We start from the raw sequence: 13,587 nt of genomic DNA, 5'->3' as shown, positions 1-13,587 counted from the left end.
AGCAAGCCAGCTCCCACATTTTAGATCTTCACAGTCTTGAAGACAGGGATCAGGCTTTAGGTTTCACCGCCTTTTCAGCCGCCACTTCAGCCTTGGTCTTCAGGTTCTTCAACTCTTCACCGGCACGTTCTATCTTGGTGCGCACGCTGTTCATTTCCTGGCGGCCCTGTTCCAGTTTGTCCTTGAGCGAACTGTGCCCGGTAAAGCCACGGGCCAGTGCCACGCCACCAATCGCCACCTGGATCAAGCCGAAAATCCCGCCGCGGCGCAGGCCTTTACCCACCATCATCACCCCGCCGGCCACTGAGCCGATGCGTTCCCAACCATGCACGTTCTGGGTGGGTTGAGGCTTCAAGGGGGCGGCTTCGATGATAGGTCGCAAGGTTTTGCTGTCGCTCATGATCAGTCTCCAACAAGGGCAAGTGTTATTAGCTGACTGCGCGCACGTGCCGGATGTTCCCGCAATATCAGTACTTGGGGCCCGAACGGGTGTTGTTGCCCTTGGCCAGGCGGTCATAGAGCACCACGTTGACCGTGGCCGCCAGGTTCATGCAGCCGGTGGTGGGGATGTACACCACGTCCTCGCACCAGTCGCGGATCTCTTTGTCCAGGGAGCCGTCTTCGGGGCCGAAGATATACAGCGCGCGGTCGGGGTGGGTGTATTCAGGCAACGGGCGGGCGCCGTCGACCAATTCCACGGCGACCGGGATGCAGCCTAAGGGCAGGATCTTTTTCAGGTCGTCGATGCCGATCAGCGGGATATCGTGGTGCACCTTCTTGGTGTCGGTGATGAAATCCCGGGCGCGCTCGTAACGCACGCCGGTGTAGAACACCGAGGCCACGCCGTAACAGCCGGCGGCACGCATCACCGAGCCGACGTTTTCGGGGGATTTGGGGTTGTACAGACCGATGCAACTGTAGCGTTTATTGCCCACGGGGAAGGGTGCCTTGAGAAAAACGGCGATTATACGGCCTGGGGGGATGCAGTGCTTGGACGATCGTCATCGCGGGCAAGCCCGGCTCCCACCGGGAAATGCATTCCTACTGTGGGAGCTGGCTTGCCTGCGATGAGGCCGGAACAGGCAAAGAAAAGCTTCAGTCGTCCTTCTTCATCAACCCCGCCAACGCCGCAAACGGGTTGTGCGTCGCCTTGGCAATGCTCGGGCTGCTGGTGGAGCCTTCGCCGAAGTACTGCTGGTCGGTGTAGCGCGAGTGTTCGTTGTCGTGGCAGTACAGGCACAGCAACTCCCAGTTGGAACCGTCCTGGGGGTTGTCATCATGGTTGTGGTTGCGGTGGTGAACGGTCAGTTCACTCAAGCGCTTGCCGGCAAATTCACGGGCGCAGCGGCCACACACGTGGGGGTACATCTTCAAGGCTTTATCGCGGTAGCCCATTTCGCGGTCGCGCTGGGCATCGGCAAGGATGCGGTCCAGCTTGGCGGTGTGGGAGGGCGGGTTGTTCGAGCTCATCATGGCTCCTGGCTATTATTGGGTGGTTCACGGACAAGGTTGATTCTAGCTGCTCCCACAGGGGATTGGCGCGATTGAATCAACCGCGATCAGCCCTTGAGCTTCTCTGCAATCCAGATGGTATGCCGCGTACCCTTGTTGCCATGGGCAAATACTTGCACTTCTTCGGCCTTGAAGCCGGCCTTGCGCAGTTTGTCACTGAACAGCTTGTCGGCGCTGGCCGACCACACGGCCAGCACGCCCTTGGGGCGCAGGGCCTTGGCACACGCGGCCAGGCCACTGGCCGAGTACAACCAACTGTTAGCTTTTTGCGTGAGCCCTTCAGGGCCGTTGTCGACGTCGAGCATGATCGCGTCAAAGCCTTGGGGCTCGGCCTGCAGTACCTTGGCCACGTCTTCCTGGCGGACCACGGTGCGCGGGTCCAGCAGCGGGCGTCCGGATTTCTCCCCCAGCGGCCCCCGGTTCCACTCCACGACGCCGGGCACCAGTTCGGCCACCACCACTTCGGCGCTCTTGCCCAAATGCTTGAGCGCCGCGGCCAGGGTAAAGCCCATGCCCAGGCCGCCGATCAGCACCCGAGAACCCGGGCGCCCGGCCACTTTGCGGCAGGGAATCTCCGCCAGGGCATCTTCGGAGCCGTGCATGCGCGTGTTCATCAACTGGCCACCGTCACCGCCCTGGATCTTGATGACAAAGTCCTCGCCGTATTCGAACAGGCACAAGGCGCCGCCGTTGTCGGGGATTGGGGTGGTGTCCAGCAGAACGAAACGTTTCATGGAAATCTCATTGGGAAGGGCATTCTTGCGCGGTTGGGAGTAGCCTTAGGGCATTCCGGTCAGGCCATGGAGCCATCGATGAAGTGCAGCATTCTAACGGTCATTGTGTTGAGCGCGCTCGCATTGGGTACCGCGCAGGCTCAGGAGTTACAAACCGTACCGGTCGCGCCCGCGCCAACCCCAGGCGCGCCGGGCACGCCAACGCCCACGTTGTACCCGCAAGTCACGCCGCCCGTTGCGCCCAAGACCCATAATGGCTCGCCACCGCTGGCGCCCATCGTGCTGCCGGCGCCGCCCAAGGACCAGACGGTCCCTGGCCTGCAGCAAAACGACAGCAAGCCGAAAACGCCGGGCGGTTAGACCAGACCGAGGGCCTTGAACACAAAGGCATATTCGAGGGCCACGTCACGTAAGCCCTGATAGCGCCCGCTCATGCCGCCATGGCCGGCACCCAGCTCGGTCTTGAGCAGCAGCAGGTTGTCGTCTGTCTTGGTATCCCGCAGCTTGGCCACCCACTTGGCGGCTTCCCAGTACTGCACGCGGCTGTCGTTATAGCCGGCGATCACCAGCGTGGCCGGGTAAGCCTGGGCACGGACGTTCTCGTAGGGCGCGTAGGCCTTGATGCGCGCATACACTTCGGGTTCCTCGGGGTTGCCCCATTCGTCGTACTCGGTGATGGTCAGCGGCAGTTCCGGGTCGAGCATGGTATTGAGCACATCGACGAACGGCACTTCCGCAATCGCCGCCTGGAACAATTCCGGACGCTGGTTGAGCACCGCGCCGATCAGCAGGCCGCCGGCACTGCCGCCGCTGATCGCCAGTTGTGGGGAGGTGGTCAGGCCCTCGGCGATCAAATGTTCGGCGCAGGCGATAAAGTCGCTGAAGGTGTTCTGCTTGTGTTCCTGCTTGCCGCTGCGATACCAGGCCTCACCCAGCTCACCGCCGCCGCGCACATGGGCGATGGCAAACGCCACCCCGCGGTCGAGCAAGCTCAGGCGCGCATGGGAGAACCACGGGTCCAGGCTTGAGCCGTAGGCACCGTAGCCATACAGGTACAGCGGCGTCGGCTTGCCGAGCTGGTCACGCTTGACCACCAGGCTGATGGGTACCTGGGTGCCATCGGCAGAAGTGGCCCACAGGCGTTGGCTGACGTAATCGTCGGCGTTGAAGACGCCCAGCACCGGGGTTTCCTTGAGCACGACCTGCGCGCCTGTCGCCAGCTCGAGCTGGCGCACTTGGGCCGGGCGATTCAAGGCCTCATAGCGCAGGCGGATCTTGTCGCTGGGAAACTCGAGGCTGTTCTGTACGTAGAGGCTGTAGGCGGCGTCAGGCAATTGCACCCGATAGGCCGGCACGTTCTCGGGGTGTACTTCGATAACCGGCAGGCCACCAATGCGCAGGCTCAAGGTCATGGCGTTGGCGTTCAGGCTCACGCCGTCGAGCATGACCTCGTCGCTGTGGGGGATCAGGTTCTGCCAGTCGGCTTCGGTGGGCGGCGTGCCGGTGTCGGCGGCCACGTACAGCGCATGGTTGATGCCGTCGCGGTTGCTGCGGATAAACCAGGTCCACTGGCCATTGCGCTTGCCGTGGTCGACGTCGTATTCGTGGTCTTCGACCCGTGGCGCCAGGCAGGTGAAGGCCAGGTGCGGTTGCTCGGCGTCCAGCGCCCAGACTTCGCTGGTGGTCTTGCTGCCCAGGGCCAGCAACAGTTGGCGTTCGGAGCTTGAGCGGTAGCAATGCAGGAAGAAACGGCCGTCTGGCTCGTGGAACACTTCCTGCGCTGCGGTGCCGTCCAGGCGATAGCGATACAGTTTGTGCGGGCGATGGGTGTCGTCCAGCTCACCGAAAAACAGGGTCAGGCTGTCATTGGCCCAGGTCATGCTGCCATCGCAGTTTTCGAACGCCAGTTCGCTGACCTTGTCGGTCGCCAATTCCTTCACGAACAGGGTGTAAATCTCTTCGCCGCTGGTATCGAGGCTATAGGCCAGGCGTTGGTGATCGGGGCTGATGCTGAACGCGCCCAGGGAAAAAAAGCCGCCATTGGCCAAGACGTTCGGGTCCAGCAACAGTTCTTCGCTGCTGGCGTCCACCTGGTTGCTGTCATCGGCCGGGCGGCGGCAGCGGTAGTGGCGGGCGTACTCGTCACCGGCGGTGGTGCGGGTGTAATACAAATACGGGCCCCAAGGGGAGGGCAGGGACAGGTCGGTTTCCAGAATGCGGCCCTTGATCTCGTCGAACAGGGTCTCGCGCAACGCCTGCTGGTCGGCGAGTTGGGCTTCCTGCCAGGCGTTTTCGGCCTTGAGGTAGTCGAGTACCTCAGGGTTGTCGCGTTCTTGCAGCCAGGCGTACGGGTCTGGGCCTGGGGCCTTGCGGGCAATCGGTGCGGTGGAAATAGGCATGGATAATTCCCTATCTGGCAGACGGTGGCAGGCATTGCAGCCGCGACACGCAAAAGCCGTTATCATAGCCGCCTGTTTGCCAACCTTGCCATGGACACCATGACCGAGAACGACTATCTGACCGCTTGGGGCCTTTACGCCTTCGCCGCTTTGGGCTGCCTGTTGGTGTGGTGGCGCATGACCCGCTGGATCTGGCGCTGGCTGCGCGAGCCCCTGCAATTGCTGATGGCGGTGTTGCTGCTCAGCCCGACCATTGTCGACCCGGTCAAGACCCAGTTTGCGCCGGCCGTGGCCATTACTGCCCTGGACCTGGTGCTCAAGGTCGGCAACAACGCCTGGCGCGCCATTTCCGACCTGTTCATGTACACGATGATCGTGTTTGCCCTGTACATCGTGTTTGTGCTGATCCGCTGGCCCATCGAACGCGCCGCCAACGCTCGCCGTGAGCGCAAGGCGGCTGCGGATGCCGCCTTGGCCGCCGAGCCGGAAGACGACGAACCGTTCCGTCGCCCGGCGCCTGCCGGTGGTATGCGGGTCGAACCGCGCCTTTAACGTTGTTTGCCCTGCAGCGAGAGCCCTGGCATGTGTGAATTATTGGGCATGAGTGCCAACGTCCCCACCGATATCGTGTTCAGCTTTACCGGGCTGATGCAGCGCGGTGGGCGCACTGGCCCGCATCGCGACGGTTGGGGCATTGCTTTCTATGAAGGCCGCGGCCTGCGCCTGTTCCAGGACCCGGCTGCCAGTAGCGAGTCGGAAGTCGCGTTGCTGGTGCAGCGTTACCCCATCAAGAGCGAAGTGGTGATCGGCCATATTCGCCAAGCGAATGTGGGCAAGGTCAGCCTGGCCAATACCCATCCGTTCGTGCGCGAGCTGTGGGGGCGTAACTGGTGTTTTGCCCACAACGGCCAACTGGCAGACTTCGATCCCCGCGCCACCTTCTACCGCCCGGTGGGCGATACCGACAGCGAAGCGGCGTTCTGCGACTTGCTCAACCGTGTGCGCGAAGCCTTCCCCGAGCCGGTGGACATCGAGCAGGTGCTGCCCGACCTGATCGCCGCCTGCGCCGAATACCGCAGCAAGGGCGTGTTCAACTGCCTGCTCAGCGACGGCGACTGGCTGTTCTGCTATTGCTCGACCAAGCTGGCACAGATCACCCGGCGGGCGCCTTTTGGCCCGGCGCGCTTGAAAGATGTCGACGTGATCGTCGATTTTCAGGCCGAAACCACCCCCAATGATGTGGTAACGGTGATCGCCACCGAACCGTTGACCGACAACGAAAACTGGACCCGCTACGAACCGGGCCAATGGAGCCTGTGGCGACGCGGTGAATGTGTCAGCCAGGGCGTTACCGAGTAAGGAATCGAGCATGTTGCTTAGCTATCTGCGGTTGGTGCTGTTTGCCGTTGGCTTGTTGGTCGGCGTGCAGGTGCCGGGGTTTATCAATGACTACGCCAAGCGCGTCGAAGCCCACCTGATCGAGGCCCAGACCGGCTTGCGCGGTTTCGAGTCCACGGCGCAGCAGTTCTTCAACGGTGATATGCAAGCCTTGGTGGCGCATTACCGCGCCAGCGATGACCCGGTGTTCCAGAGCGACGCCAGCAGCCTGGGCGCTATGCTCGATCGCCAACTCGAGTTGGACAAGCAATACCAGGCCATGCAGGGCCCGTGGTACATCCGTGCCCTGCAAGTGGCGGTGGCTGCCGACCCGGATATCCGTTCGGAGACCTGGAATGGCTACAGCTACCAGATTCTGCTGACGCCTGAAGCCATGGGCTGGGGCCTGGGCGGGGCGATGCTGTTGTCGTTCGGCATCGAGTGCCTGTACCGCTTGATCGACTGGGTGGTGCTGGGTGGCCGGCGCCTGCGCCAGAGCCGGCCCATCGAAGAGCGGGACCTCAAGGGCCTCTAACGACCCACTGATCGTTCCCACGCTCCGCGTGGGAATGCTTTTTCTGACGCTCCGCGTCGCGCGTGAGGGCGCAGAGCGCCCTGTGCTGCATTCCCACGCAGAGCGTGGGAACGATCAGTCGGGTTTATTCAGTTGCATGCGTTCTGCACCGACTTGCTCGGCATAGCGGGCAACGACTTTCTGGCACAACCCCACAATCTCCTCCACCAACTCCACCCCCACACGCCACGACACCACCACCTGCAAGTTCGGCAGACGCTGGGCCATGGGCAGCATGACCAATTCCCCTCGCTCCAGTTCTTCGCTCACCAGCACCGGCGGCAGTGCGCCGATGCCGAAGCCATCGCGCAGCAACCGGGTAATCGCCGACACCGAGTTCACGCAGTTCATGCGCGGTGCGGCCACGCCATTGGCCTGCATCAAACTCAATACGTCCTGATGCGGGTGGGAGTTTTTCGAGTAAGTGATGATGCGCTCCTGGGCCAGCTCGGCGAGGGAGGCGTAGTCACGGTTGTAAATCGACTGGCTGGCCACGATCCAGGCCATGGGGTGGCTGGCCAGTTCCAGGCTGCGCACGGTTTCCAGGCGCAGCAGGTCGGTTTGCAGGATCAGGTCGAGGAAACCTTTTTGCAGTTGATCGCTGAGGTTCAGCGCAGTGTCGGCGACCAGCTCGATTTCCACCAGTGGGTACAGCTTCATCAGCTCAGCAACCAGCGGGCTTAGCCAGGTGTGGATCACCGTGTCCATTGCGCCGATCCGAATGCGCCCAACCTTGCTGCTGGTGGTCTCCAGGGACTGCTTCAAGCCCTGCATGGTCACCATCATCTGCTCGGCATAGTCGAGCACTTTCAAACCTTCCGGGGTCAGGCTCACGCCACGCGAATCACGCAGGAAAAGTTTCACCCCCAGCTCGCTTTCCAGCACCGCGATGCGGCTGGAGATCGAGGCCTGGGTGGTGAACAGCTTCTCGGCCGTGAGCCGGAAGCTCTTGAGCTTGGCCACCCAGACGAAGGTTTCGAGGAACTTCAAATTCATGGGATCAACTTTTTCTTATGCATGGATCGGTTTTTATTAGTTGGACGTCGCACCGGGCAAGCGCCAAAAATCGAGCTATTCCACGATAAGCGTCGTTGGGGTGTCAGGACAAGTTGCGCGTTCTGCGTAAAAAATCCCACACTACAAGAAAACAAAGCCTACAGGAGCGACCCCCGTGAGCCGCCTGCTACTGAACTGCGACATCGGCGAAAGCTTTGGCAACTGGACCATGGGTCTGGACGCCGAAGTCATGCCGTTCATTGATTGCGCCAACGTGGCTTGCGGTTTCCATGCCGGCGACCCGAGCATCATGCGCAAGACCGTCAGCCTGGCGTTCAAGCACGGCGTGCAAGTGGGCGCTCATCCGGCCTACCAGGACCTGCAAGGCTTCGGCCGGCGCTCCATGAACTACACGCCGCAGGAAATCCAGGACCTGTTGCACTACCAGATCGGTGCGCTGGACGGCATCTGCCGCGCCCAGGGCGGGCGCGTCAGCTATGTGAAACCCCACGGCGCGATGTACAACGACATGATGGCCAACCCCGCGCAGTTGCGGGCGGTGATCCAGGCCGTGGCCGCTTACGGCGACCTGCCGCTGATGCTGCTGGCCACCCGCGACAACCGCGCGGCCCAAGCCTTGGGCGACGAATACGGGGTGACCCTGTGGTTCGAAGCCTTCGCTGACCGTGCCTATGACAGTAACGGCCATCTGGTGTCTCGCCAACTGCCCGGCGCGGTGCATCACGACGCCGACACCATCGTGCAGCAGGCCCTGACCCTTTTCCGTGGCGAATCGCTGATTGCCAGCGACGGCAGCCCATTGGTGCTACAAGCCAATACCCTGTGTGTGCATGGCGACAACGCCAGCTCGGTGGCTGCCGTGCAGCGTATCCGCGAAGCGTTGAAAACAGCATGAACCCACGCATCGAAGTGGTGGCGATCGACTGCCTGATGGTGCGTCTGTTTGACGTGATCGCCGAAGCCAACATGCCGTGGATGCTCGCGGCTACCGAGCGCCTGCGCCACGGTTTTGGCCCGGCCTTGGTGGACCTGGTACCGTCCTACACCACCTTGATGGTGCATTACGATCTCACGGCGCTGACCCCGGCCCAGGCCCGGGCGCTGATCGACCAGGCCCTCACCGATCTGCAACCCCAGGCGCAGGGCAGTGGCCAGTGCCATGTGCTGCCCGTGTGGTACGACCTGAGTGTCGGCCCGGAACTGAACTTGCTGTCCCAGCGCAGCGGGCTGGCCGTGGAGGAGGTGATCCGCCGCCACAGCGCCCACGAGTACCAAGTGTTCGCCCTCGGTTTTGCCCCAGGGTTTGCCTTTATGGGGCTGGTGGACGAGCTACTTGCCACGCCGCGCCTGAACACGCCGCGCAAACGCGTGGCTGCCGGCAGCGTCGGCATCGCCGAACGGCAAACCGCTGCGTACCCGGTGGTGTCCCCGGGCGGCTGGAACCTGATCGGCCGCACCCCGGCCAAACTGTTCGACCGGGAGCGCGACGGCTACAGCCTGATGCAACCCGGCGACACGGTGCGCTTCGCCTCGGTCAGCCACGCCGAATTCATCCACTTGGGTGGCGACGACACGCCGCTGGAGGCGCAGGCATGAGCCGCTTGATCATCGAGGCCAGCACGCCGCTGTGCCTGTTGCAGGACGCCGGTCGTTTTGGCGTACGCCACCTGGGCGTGACCCAGGGTGGCGCGCTGGATTGGGTGTCGATGTCCTGGGCCAACTGGCTGTTGGACAATGCCCTGGATGCGCCGGTGGTGGAGATCACCCTGGGGGGCTTTACCGTGCAGGCCGAGGATTATTGCCTGCTGGCCTTGGCCGGTGCGGACCTGGGCGCCTATGTCGATGAGCGTGCGATAAGCCCCGGTCGCAGTTTTATCCTGCAAAAGGGCCAGCGACTGCGCTTCACCCAGCCGTTCACTGGGGCACGCGCTTATCTGGCCGCGCCCGGTGGCTTTGATGCGCAGGCTGTACTGGGCAGTTGTGCCACGGTCGTGCGCGAAGCGTTGGGCGGGGTGGACGGTTGCGGCAAGGCACTGGCCGAAGGCGGGCGTTTGGCGTATTCCGGTACGGGCGGTGCAATGAAGGTGCTGGCCAACCCGGATGTGCAATCCGCTGCATCACTGGACGTGATCATCGGCGCGCAGATAGGCCAGTTCAGCGGGCAGAGCCTGTTCGATGCTTTCAACACCGAATGGGCTCTGGACAGCCGTGCAGACCGCATGGGCATGCGCTTGCTCGGCACGCCGTTGCAGTATCAGGGGCCGTCGTTGATTTCCGAAGGGATTCCATTGGGCGCGATTCAGGTGCCCCCGGATGGGCAACCGATTGTGTTGCTCAATGACCGGCAGACGATCGGCGGTTACCCGCGGTTGGGCGCGTTGACACCTTTATCCTTGGCGCGGCTGGCGCAGTGTCTGCCGGAGGAGAAGGTGCGGTTGGCACCGGTGGTGCAGGAGGCTGCGCATCGGCAGCACATCAAGTTTTTGCAGCAGTTTGCCGATCGCTAAAAAGCATCGCAGGCAAGCCAGCTCCCACAGAGGAATGCATTCCAACGTTGAAATGCAGTCAACATGTGGGAGCTGGCTTGCCTGCGATGAGGCCGGTCAAAACACCGCCTATTTCGAGAGAAAGCGCATACCTTCTTCCAACCCGCGCAGCGTCAGCGGGTACATCTGATCCTCCACCAACTCGCGAACAATCCCCGTCGACGCTGTATAGCCCCAAGTGTCTTTCGGGTAGGGGTTAATCCAGATCAGCTTCTTGTACTTGGCCATGAAGCGCTGCATCCACACATACCCCGGCTCCTCGTTCCAATGCTCGACGCTGCCGCCGGCCTGAGTGATTTCATAGGGCGCCATGGCCGCATCGCCGATAAAGATCACTTTGTAGTCGGCGCCGTATTTGTGCAGCAGATCCTGGGTGGACGTGCGCTCCGAAGTGCGACGCTGGTTGTTCTTCCACACCGACTCGTACACAAAGTTATGGAAATAGAAGTACTCCAGGTGCTTGAACTCGGTCTTGCACGCGGAGAACAGCTCTTCGCAGATCTTCACGTGGGCATCCATCGAACCGCCGATGTCGAACAGCAGCAACAGCTTGATGGTGTTACGCCGTTCGGGGCGCATCTGAATATTCAGCAAGCCGGCATCGCGAGCGGTGTGGTCGATGGTGCCATCGATATCCAGCTCTTCGGCCGCACCCTGGCGCGCAAACTTGCGCAGGCGGCGCAGGGCGATCTTGATGTTGCGCGTGCCCAGTTCCACCTGGTCGTCGAGGTTCTTGTACTCGCGCTGGTCCCAGACTTTCACCGCCTTGCCCTGGCGCTTGCCGGCGTCACCGACGCGAATGCCTTCTGGGTTGTAGCCGCCAGAACCAAAGGGGCTGGTGCCGCCGGTGCCGATCCATTTGTTGCCGCCGGCATGGCGTTCTTTCTGTTCTTCCAGGCGCTTCTTGAACTCTTCGATCAGTTTGTCCAGGCCACCGAGGGACTGGATCTGCGCACGTTCCTCATCGCTCAAGGAACGTTCGAATTCCTTGCGTAGCCATTCTTCGGGGATCAGCGCCTGCAGGTGGTCGTCGAGCTTTTCCAGGCCGTTGAAATAAGCGCCGAAGGCCCGGTCGAACTTGTCGAAATGCCGCTCGTCCTTGACCAGGATCGCCCGGGCCAAATAATAAAACTCGTCCATGTCGGCGAAGGTCACGCGCTGTTTCAGCGCGTTGATCAGGTCGAGCAGCTCGCGCACCGACACCGGCACCTTGGCGGCACGCATCTCATTGAACAGGTTGAGCAGCATCAGCGATTACCGCGACGGCTCATGAACGCCAGACGCTCCAGCAACTGCACGTCTTGCTCGTTCTTCACCAAGGCGCCGGCCAGGGGAGGGATGGCCTTGGTCGGGTCGCGCTCGCGCAGCACCGCTTCGCCAATATTGTCGGCCATCAGCAGCTTGAGCCAGTCGACCAGCTCGGAGGTGGAAGGTTTTTTCTTCAGGCCCGGCACCTTGCGCACATCGAAGAACACGTCCAGCGCTTCGCTGACCAGGTCTTTCTTGATGTCCGGGTAGTGCACATCCACGATTTTTTGCAGGGTGGTGCGGTCGGGGAAGGCGATGTAGTGGAAGAAGCAGCGGCGCAGGAACGCGTCCGGCAGCTCTTTTTCGTTGTTGGAGGTAATGATGATGATCGGGCGCTTCTTGGCCTTGATGGTCTCGTCGATTTCGTAGACGTAGAACTCCATCTTGTCGAGTTCTTGCAGCAGGTCGTTGGGGAACTCGATGTCGGCCTTGTCGATTTCATCGATCAGCAGGATCACCCGCTCTTCGGACTCGAAGGCTTCCCACAGCTTGCCCTTCTTCAGGTAGTTGCGCACGTCGTGCACCTTGTCCACGCCCAGTTGCGAGTCGCGAAGGCGGCTGACCGCGTCGTACTCGTACAGGCCCTGGTGCGCCTTGGTGGTGGACTTGATGTGCCAGGTGATCAACCTGGCACCGAAGGATTCGGCCAGTTGCTCGGCAAGCATGGTCTTGCCGGTGCCCGGTTCGCCCTTGACCAGCAGCGGCCGCTCCAGGGTGATGGCGGCGTTGACGGCCAGTTTCAGGTCATCGGTAGCCACATAGGCCTGGGTGCCTTCGAACTTCATCGGTCATTCCTCGGATTCATCAATGGCCCGACTATACCCCTCAGCCCCGGCGACTGTGAACGCAGACGGGGCATTCAGTCTCTGAATGGCGGGTCACATCAGCCCTGGCCCATGCAGGAAGTGTGGGGGCTGGCTTGCCTGCGATGGCGGTGTATCAGTGACAGATGAGTTGGCTGATCAGCTCCCACAGGGTTAATCAGCGCTGGGCTTGGGCTGTTCGTAACGAGCATTGAACGCCTGGATGAACCCATTGCGCAGAATCGCGATCACCGCAGAAAACGCACTGACATTTTGCTGATGCACGCTACCGCTCAGCTCCACACGGGTGGCGAACTGGTTTTTACGCTGGTTTTTCAGCACGGTTTCGCTGGCGCCCACCACGGCTTCCCAGATTGAGCGGAAGATATTCTTGTCCTGGTTTTCAACGTCTTGTTGCCAGTCGAACACCTCCACATCACGCAGCAGTGGCTTGATGTAGCCGGTGAGCCGGCCATTTTCAGCCTGGGCTTCGATCACCACATCACCCGTGCCTGCCTTGAAGTCGAACTTGCCATAGGCCGATGCAAAGTCGTTCATGCGTTTGAGTTGCAGGTCGCGGGCGCGGAAGCGGAACTCGAACTCTTCGAAATCGCTCAGCGGGTCAAAGGTGGCGTTGGCTTCCAGGGGCGCCTGGCCTTGCAGCAGTGCCTTGCCTTCAAAGCGTGCATCACGCTTGCCTTTGACATCCACCACATTGGTCAGGTTATAGAAGCTGGCGTTGACCCCGGTGGCGTTGATATTCACCTGAGGCTTGGAGCTGAAGTTATGGAAGGCGATCTCGCCGTCTTCGATGCGTACTTCATTGAGGGTAATCGGCAGCAGCTTGCGCAGTTGTTCCTGCCAGTCGGTGCCTTTACCGGTCTGGGACGCCTGTTTGTTGGCACCGCCATCGACGAAGTTGATCTGCGGACGCACAAAATGCCCCTCGGCCACGACGGCATGGTCGTACCACAGCGAATGCCAGCTCACGGCGAACTCGATCAGCGGCGCCTTGACGAAAGGTACCGGGACCTTGCCGTCCACCTTGACGATTTGCAGGCCGTTGATCCGATAGGCGCCGCGCCATAGCGCCAGGTCCACATCGGCAATCTCGCCACGGTAGTCGCCCATGTTGGCGAGTTTGTCGTTCAGGTAGTTGCGCACCAGGTAGGGCAGCGCGATGTGCACGGCAATCAGGACCAGCACCAGAGCGGCGATTGTCCCTAACGGCCAACTGTAGCGACGTTTCATTGGGCAGTTCTCCTAGCTTGTAGGAGATTGACTGTTCTGATCGTCGCAACGTTCCTCCTTCTGGAC

The 13,587-nt window shown here is 61.4% G+C and carries 16 protein-coding genes; 7 read left to right on the top strand and 9 right to left on the bottom strand.

Going from position 1 to position 13,587, the window contains the following annotated elements; translation table 11 throughout:
* Positions 1-49: 49 nt before the first annotated feature.
* The 4 genes from MHH62_RS08445 to MHH62_RS08430 form a co-directional block, all read right to left on the bottom strand.
* Positions 50-400, bottom strand: coding sequence for a DUF2892 domain-containing protein (locus MHH62_RS08445; protein WP_014717485.1), 351 nt, complete (start codon positions 398-400; stop codon positions 50-52).
* A 67-nt stretch (positions 401-467) separates the two neighbouring features.
* Positions 468-935, bottom strand: coding sequence for an RNA methyltransferase (locus MHH62_RS08440; protein ID WP_014717486.1), 468 nt, complete (start codon positions 933-935; stop codon positions 468-470).
* A gap of 160 nt (positions 936-1,095) precedes the next feature.
* A complete protein-coding gene (locus MHH62_RS08435; protein ID WP_014717487.1) occupies positions 1,096-1,470 on the bottom strand; it encodes a YajD family HNH nuclease in 375 nt (124 codons plus the stop codon).
* Positions 1,471-1,559: 89 nt separating this feature from the next.
* The gene (locus tag MHH62_RS08430; RefSeq protein WP_003189610.1) at positions 1,560-2,246 is read right to left on the bottom strand and encodes a hypothetical protein; all 687 of its coding nucleotides are present in this window, start codon (positions 2,244-2,246) and stop codon (positions 1,560-1,562) included.
* Positions 2,247-2,324: 78 nt separating this feature from the next.
* Between MHH62_RS08430 and MHH62_RS08425 the strand changes: the two genes are divergently transcribed.
* Positions 2,325-2,606: a hypothetical protein gene (locus MHH62_RS08425; protein WP_014717488.1), complete on the top strand. Its 282-nt coding sequence runs from the start codon at positions 2,325-2,327 to the stop codon at positions 2,604-2,606.
* On the opposite strand, the gene MHH62_RS08420 is transcribed toward MHH62_RS08425, so the two are convergent.
* Positions 2,603-4,645 (bottom strand): S9 family peptidase, encoded by a 2,043-nt coding sequence (locus MHH62_RS08420; protein ID WP_166405823.1) that lies wholly within the window; start codon positions 4,643-4,645, stop codon positions 2,603-2,605. The genes MHH62_RS08425 and MHH62_RS08420 overlap by 4 nt on opposite strands.
* Before the next feature lie 24 nt (positions 4,646-4,669).
* On the opposite strand from MHH62_RS08420, the gene MHH62_RS08415 reads away from it, so the two are divergent.
* The 3 genes from MHH62_RS08415 to MHH62_RS08405 are packed head-to-tail and all read left to right on the top strand — an operon-like array spanning position 4,670 to position 6,557.
* Positions 4,670-5,197, top strand: coding sequence for a hypothetical protein (locus tag MHH62_RS08415; RefSeq protein WP_019818257.1), 528 nt, complete (start codon positions 4,670-4,672; stop codon positions 5,195-5,197).
* A gap of 30 nt (positions 5,198-5,227) precedes the next feature.
* Positions 5,228-6,004, top strand: coding sequence for a class II glutamine amidotransferase (locus MHH62_RS08410; protein ID WP_282399060.1), 777 nt, complete (start codon positions 5,228-5,230; stop codon positions 6,002-6,004).
* A 10-nt stretch (positions 6,005-6,014) separates the two neighbouring features.
* Positions 6,015-6,557 carry a DUF2937 family protein gene (locus tag MHH62_RS08405; RefSeq protein ID WP_034126628.1) on the top strand — a complete coding sequence of 181 codons (543 nt, stop codon included), beginning with the start codon at positions 6,015-6,017 and terminating at the stop codon, positions 6,555-6,557.
* A 114-nt stretch (positions 6,558-6,671) separates the two neighbouring features.
* Here MHH62_RS08405 and MHH62_RS08400 read toward each other — a convergent pair whose 3' ends face one another.
* The gene (locus MHH62_RS08400; protein WP_003189619.1) at positions 6,672-7,592 is read right to left on the bottom strand and encodes a LysR family transcriptional regulator; all 921 of its coding nucleotides are present in this window, start codon (positions 7,590-7,592) and stop codon (positions 6,672-6,674) included.
* Between the two features lie 175 nt (positions 7,593-7,767).
* Between MHH62_RS08400 and MHH62_RS08395 the strand changes: the two genes are divergently transcribed.
* Genes MHH62_RS08395 through MHH62_RS08385 form a run of 3 tightly spaced genes read left to right on the top strand, consistent with a single transcriptional unit; the run spans position 7,768 to position 10,120 of the window.
* A complete protein-coding gene (locus tag MHH62_RS08395) occupies positions 7,768-8,508 on the top strand; it encodes a 5-oxoprolinase subunit PxpA (RefSeq protein ID WP_014717493.1) in 741 nt (246 codons plus the stop codon).
* Entirely contained in the window at positions 8,505-9,209 is a 705-nt protein-coding gene (gene pxpB / locus MHH62_RS08390) for a 5-oxoprolinase subunit PxpB (RefSeq protein WP_014717494.1), read from the top strand. The genes MHH62_RS08395 and pxpB overlap by 4 nt, the downstream gene beginning before the upstream one ends.
* On the top strand, positions 9,206-10,120 hold the full coding sequence (locus MHH62_RS08385) for a biotin-dependent carboxyltransferase family protein (RefSeq protein ID WP_103451603.1): 915 nt from the start codon (positions 9,206-9,208) through the stop codon (positions 10,118-10,120). Before pxpB ends, MHH62_RS08385 begins: the two co-directional genes overlap by 4 nt.
* A 108-nt stretch (positions 10,121-10,228) precedes the next feature.
* On the opposite strand, the gene MHH62_RS08380 is transcribed toward MHH62_RS08385, so the two are convergent.
* The 3 genes from MHH62_RS08380 to MHH62_RS08370 all read right to left on the bottom strand — a co-directional run bounded on the left by MHH62_RS08380 (position 10,229) and on the right by MHH62_RS08370 (position 13,521).
* The gene (locus tag MHH62_RS08380) at positions 10,229-11,407 is read right to left on the bottom strand and encodes a VWA domain-containing protein (RefSeq protein WP_003189625.1); all 1,179 of its coding nucleotides are present in this window, start codon (positions 11,405-11,407) and stop codon (positions 10,229-10,231) included.
* Complete coding sequence (locus MHH62_RS08375; protein WP_003189627.1) at positions 11,407-12,252, bottom strand: MoxR family ATPase; 846 nt, start codon at positions 12,250-12,252, stop codon at positions 11,407-11,409. Before MHH62_RS08375 ends, MHH62_RS08380 begins: the two co-directional genes overlap by 1 nt.
* 192 nt (positions 12,253-12,444) lie before the next feature.
* Entirely contained in the window at positions 12,445-13,521 is a 1,077-nt protein-coding gene (locus tag MHH62_RS08370; protein WP_014717497.1) for a DUF748 domain-containing protein, read from the bottom strand.
* Between the last annotated feature and the right edge of the window lie 66 nt (positions 13,522-13,587).

The organism is Pseudomonas sp. FSL L8-0168 (assembly GCF_037976155.1).
In the GTDB taxonomy this organism is placed as follows: Bacteria; Pseudomonadota; Gammaproteobacteria; order Pseudomonadales; family Pseudomonadaceae; genus Aquipseudomonas; species Aquipseudomonas paracarnis.
Note: the sequence above shows the minus strand (reverse complement) of the source record. Positions and strands in the feature narration are given on the sequence as shown.

Excerpts from the sequence above, each read along its gene's own strand:
- MHH62_RS08445 (WP_014717485.1), bottom strand. The coding sequence starts at position 400 with ATGAGCGACAGCAAAACCTTGCGACCTATCATCGAAGCCGCCCCCTTG.
- MHH62_RS08435 (WP_014717487.1), bottom strand. The coding sequence starts at position 1,470 with ATGAGCTCGAACAACCCGCCCTCCCACACCGCCAAGCTGGACCGCATC.
- MHH62_RS08430 (WP_003189610.1), bottom strand. The coding sequence starts at position 2,246 with ATGAAACGTTTCGTTCTGCTGGACACCACCCCAATCCCCGACAACGGC.
- MHH62_RS08425 (WP_014717488.1), top strand. The coding sequence starts at position 2,325 with ATGAAGTGCAGCATTCTAACGGTCATTGTGTTGAGCGCGCTCGCATTG.
- MHH62_RS08420 (WP_166405823.1), bottom strand. The coding sequence starts at position 4,645 with ATGCCTATTTCCACCGCACCGATTGCCCGCAAGGCCCCAGGCCCAGAC.
- MHH62_RS08410 (WP_282399060.1), top strand. The coding sequence starts at position 5,228 with ATGTGTGAATTATTGGGCATGAGTGCCAACGTCCCCACCGATATCGTG.
- MHH62_RS08405 (WP_034126628.1), top strand. The coding sequence starts at position 6,015 with ATGTTGCTTAGCTATCTGCGGTTGGTGCTGTTTGCCGTTGGCTTGTTG.
- MHH62_RS08400 (WP_003189619.1), bottom strand. The coding sequence starts at position 7,592 with ATGAATTTGAAGTTCCTCGAAACCTTCGTCTGGGTGGCCAAGCTCAAG.
- pxpB (WP_014717494.1), top strand. The coding sequence starts at position 8,505 with ATGAACCCACGCATCGAAGTGGTGGCGATCGACTGCCTGATGGTGCGT.
- MHH62_RS08385 (WP_103451603.1), top strand. The coding sequence starts at position 9,206 with ATGAGCCGCTTGATCATCGAGGCCAGCACGCCGCTGTGCCTGTTGCAG.
- MHH62_RS08380 (WP_003189625.1), bottom strand. The coding sequence starts at position 11,407 with ATGCTGCTCAACCTGTTCAATGAGATGCGTGCCGCCAAGGTGCCGGTG.
- MHH62_RS08375 (WP_003189627.1), bottom strand. The coding sequence starts at position 12,252 with ATGAAGTTCGAAGGCACCCAGGCCTATGTGGCTACCGATGACCTGAAA.
- MHH62_RS08370 (WP_014717497.1), bottom strand. The coding sequence starts at position 13,521 with ATGAAACGTCGCTACAGTTGGCCGTTAGGGACAATCGCCGCTCTGGTG.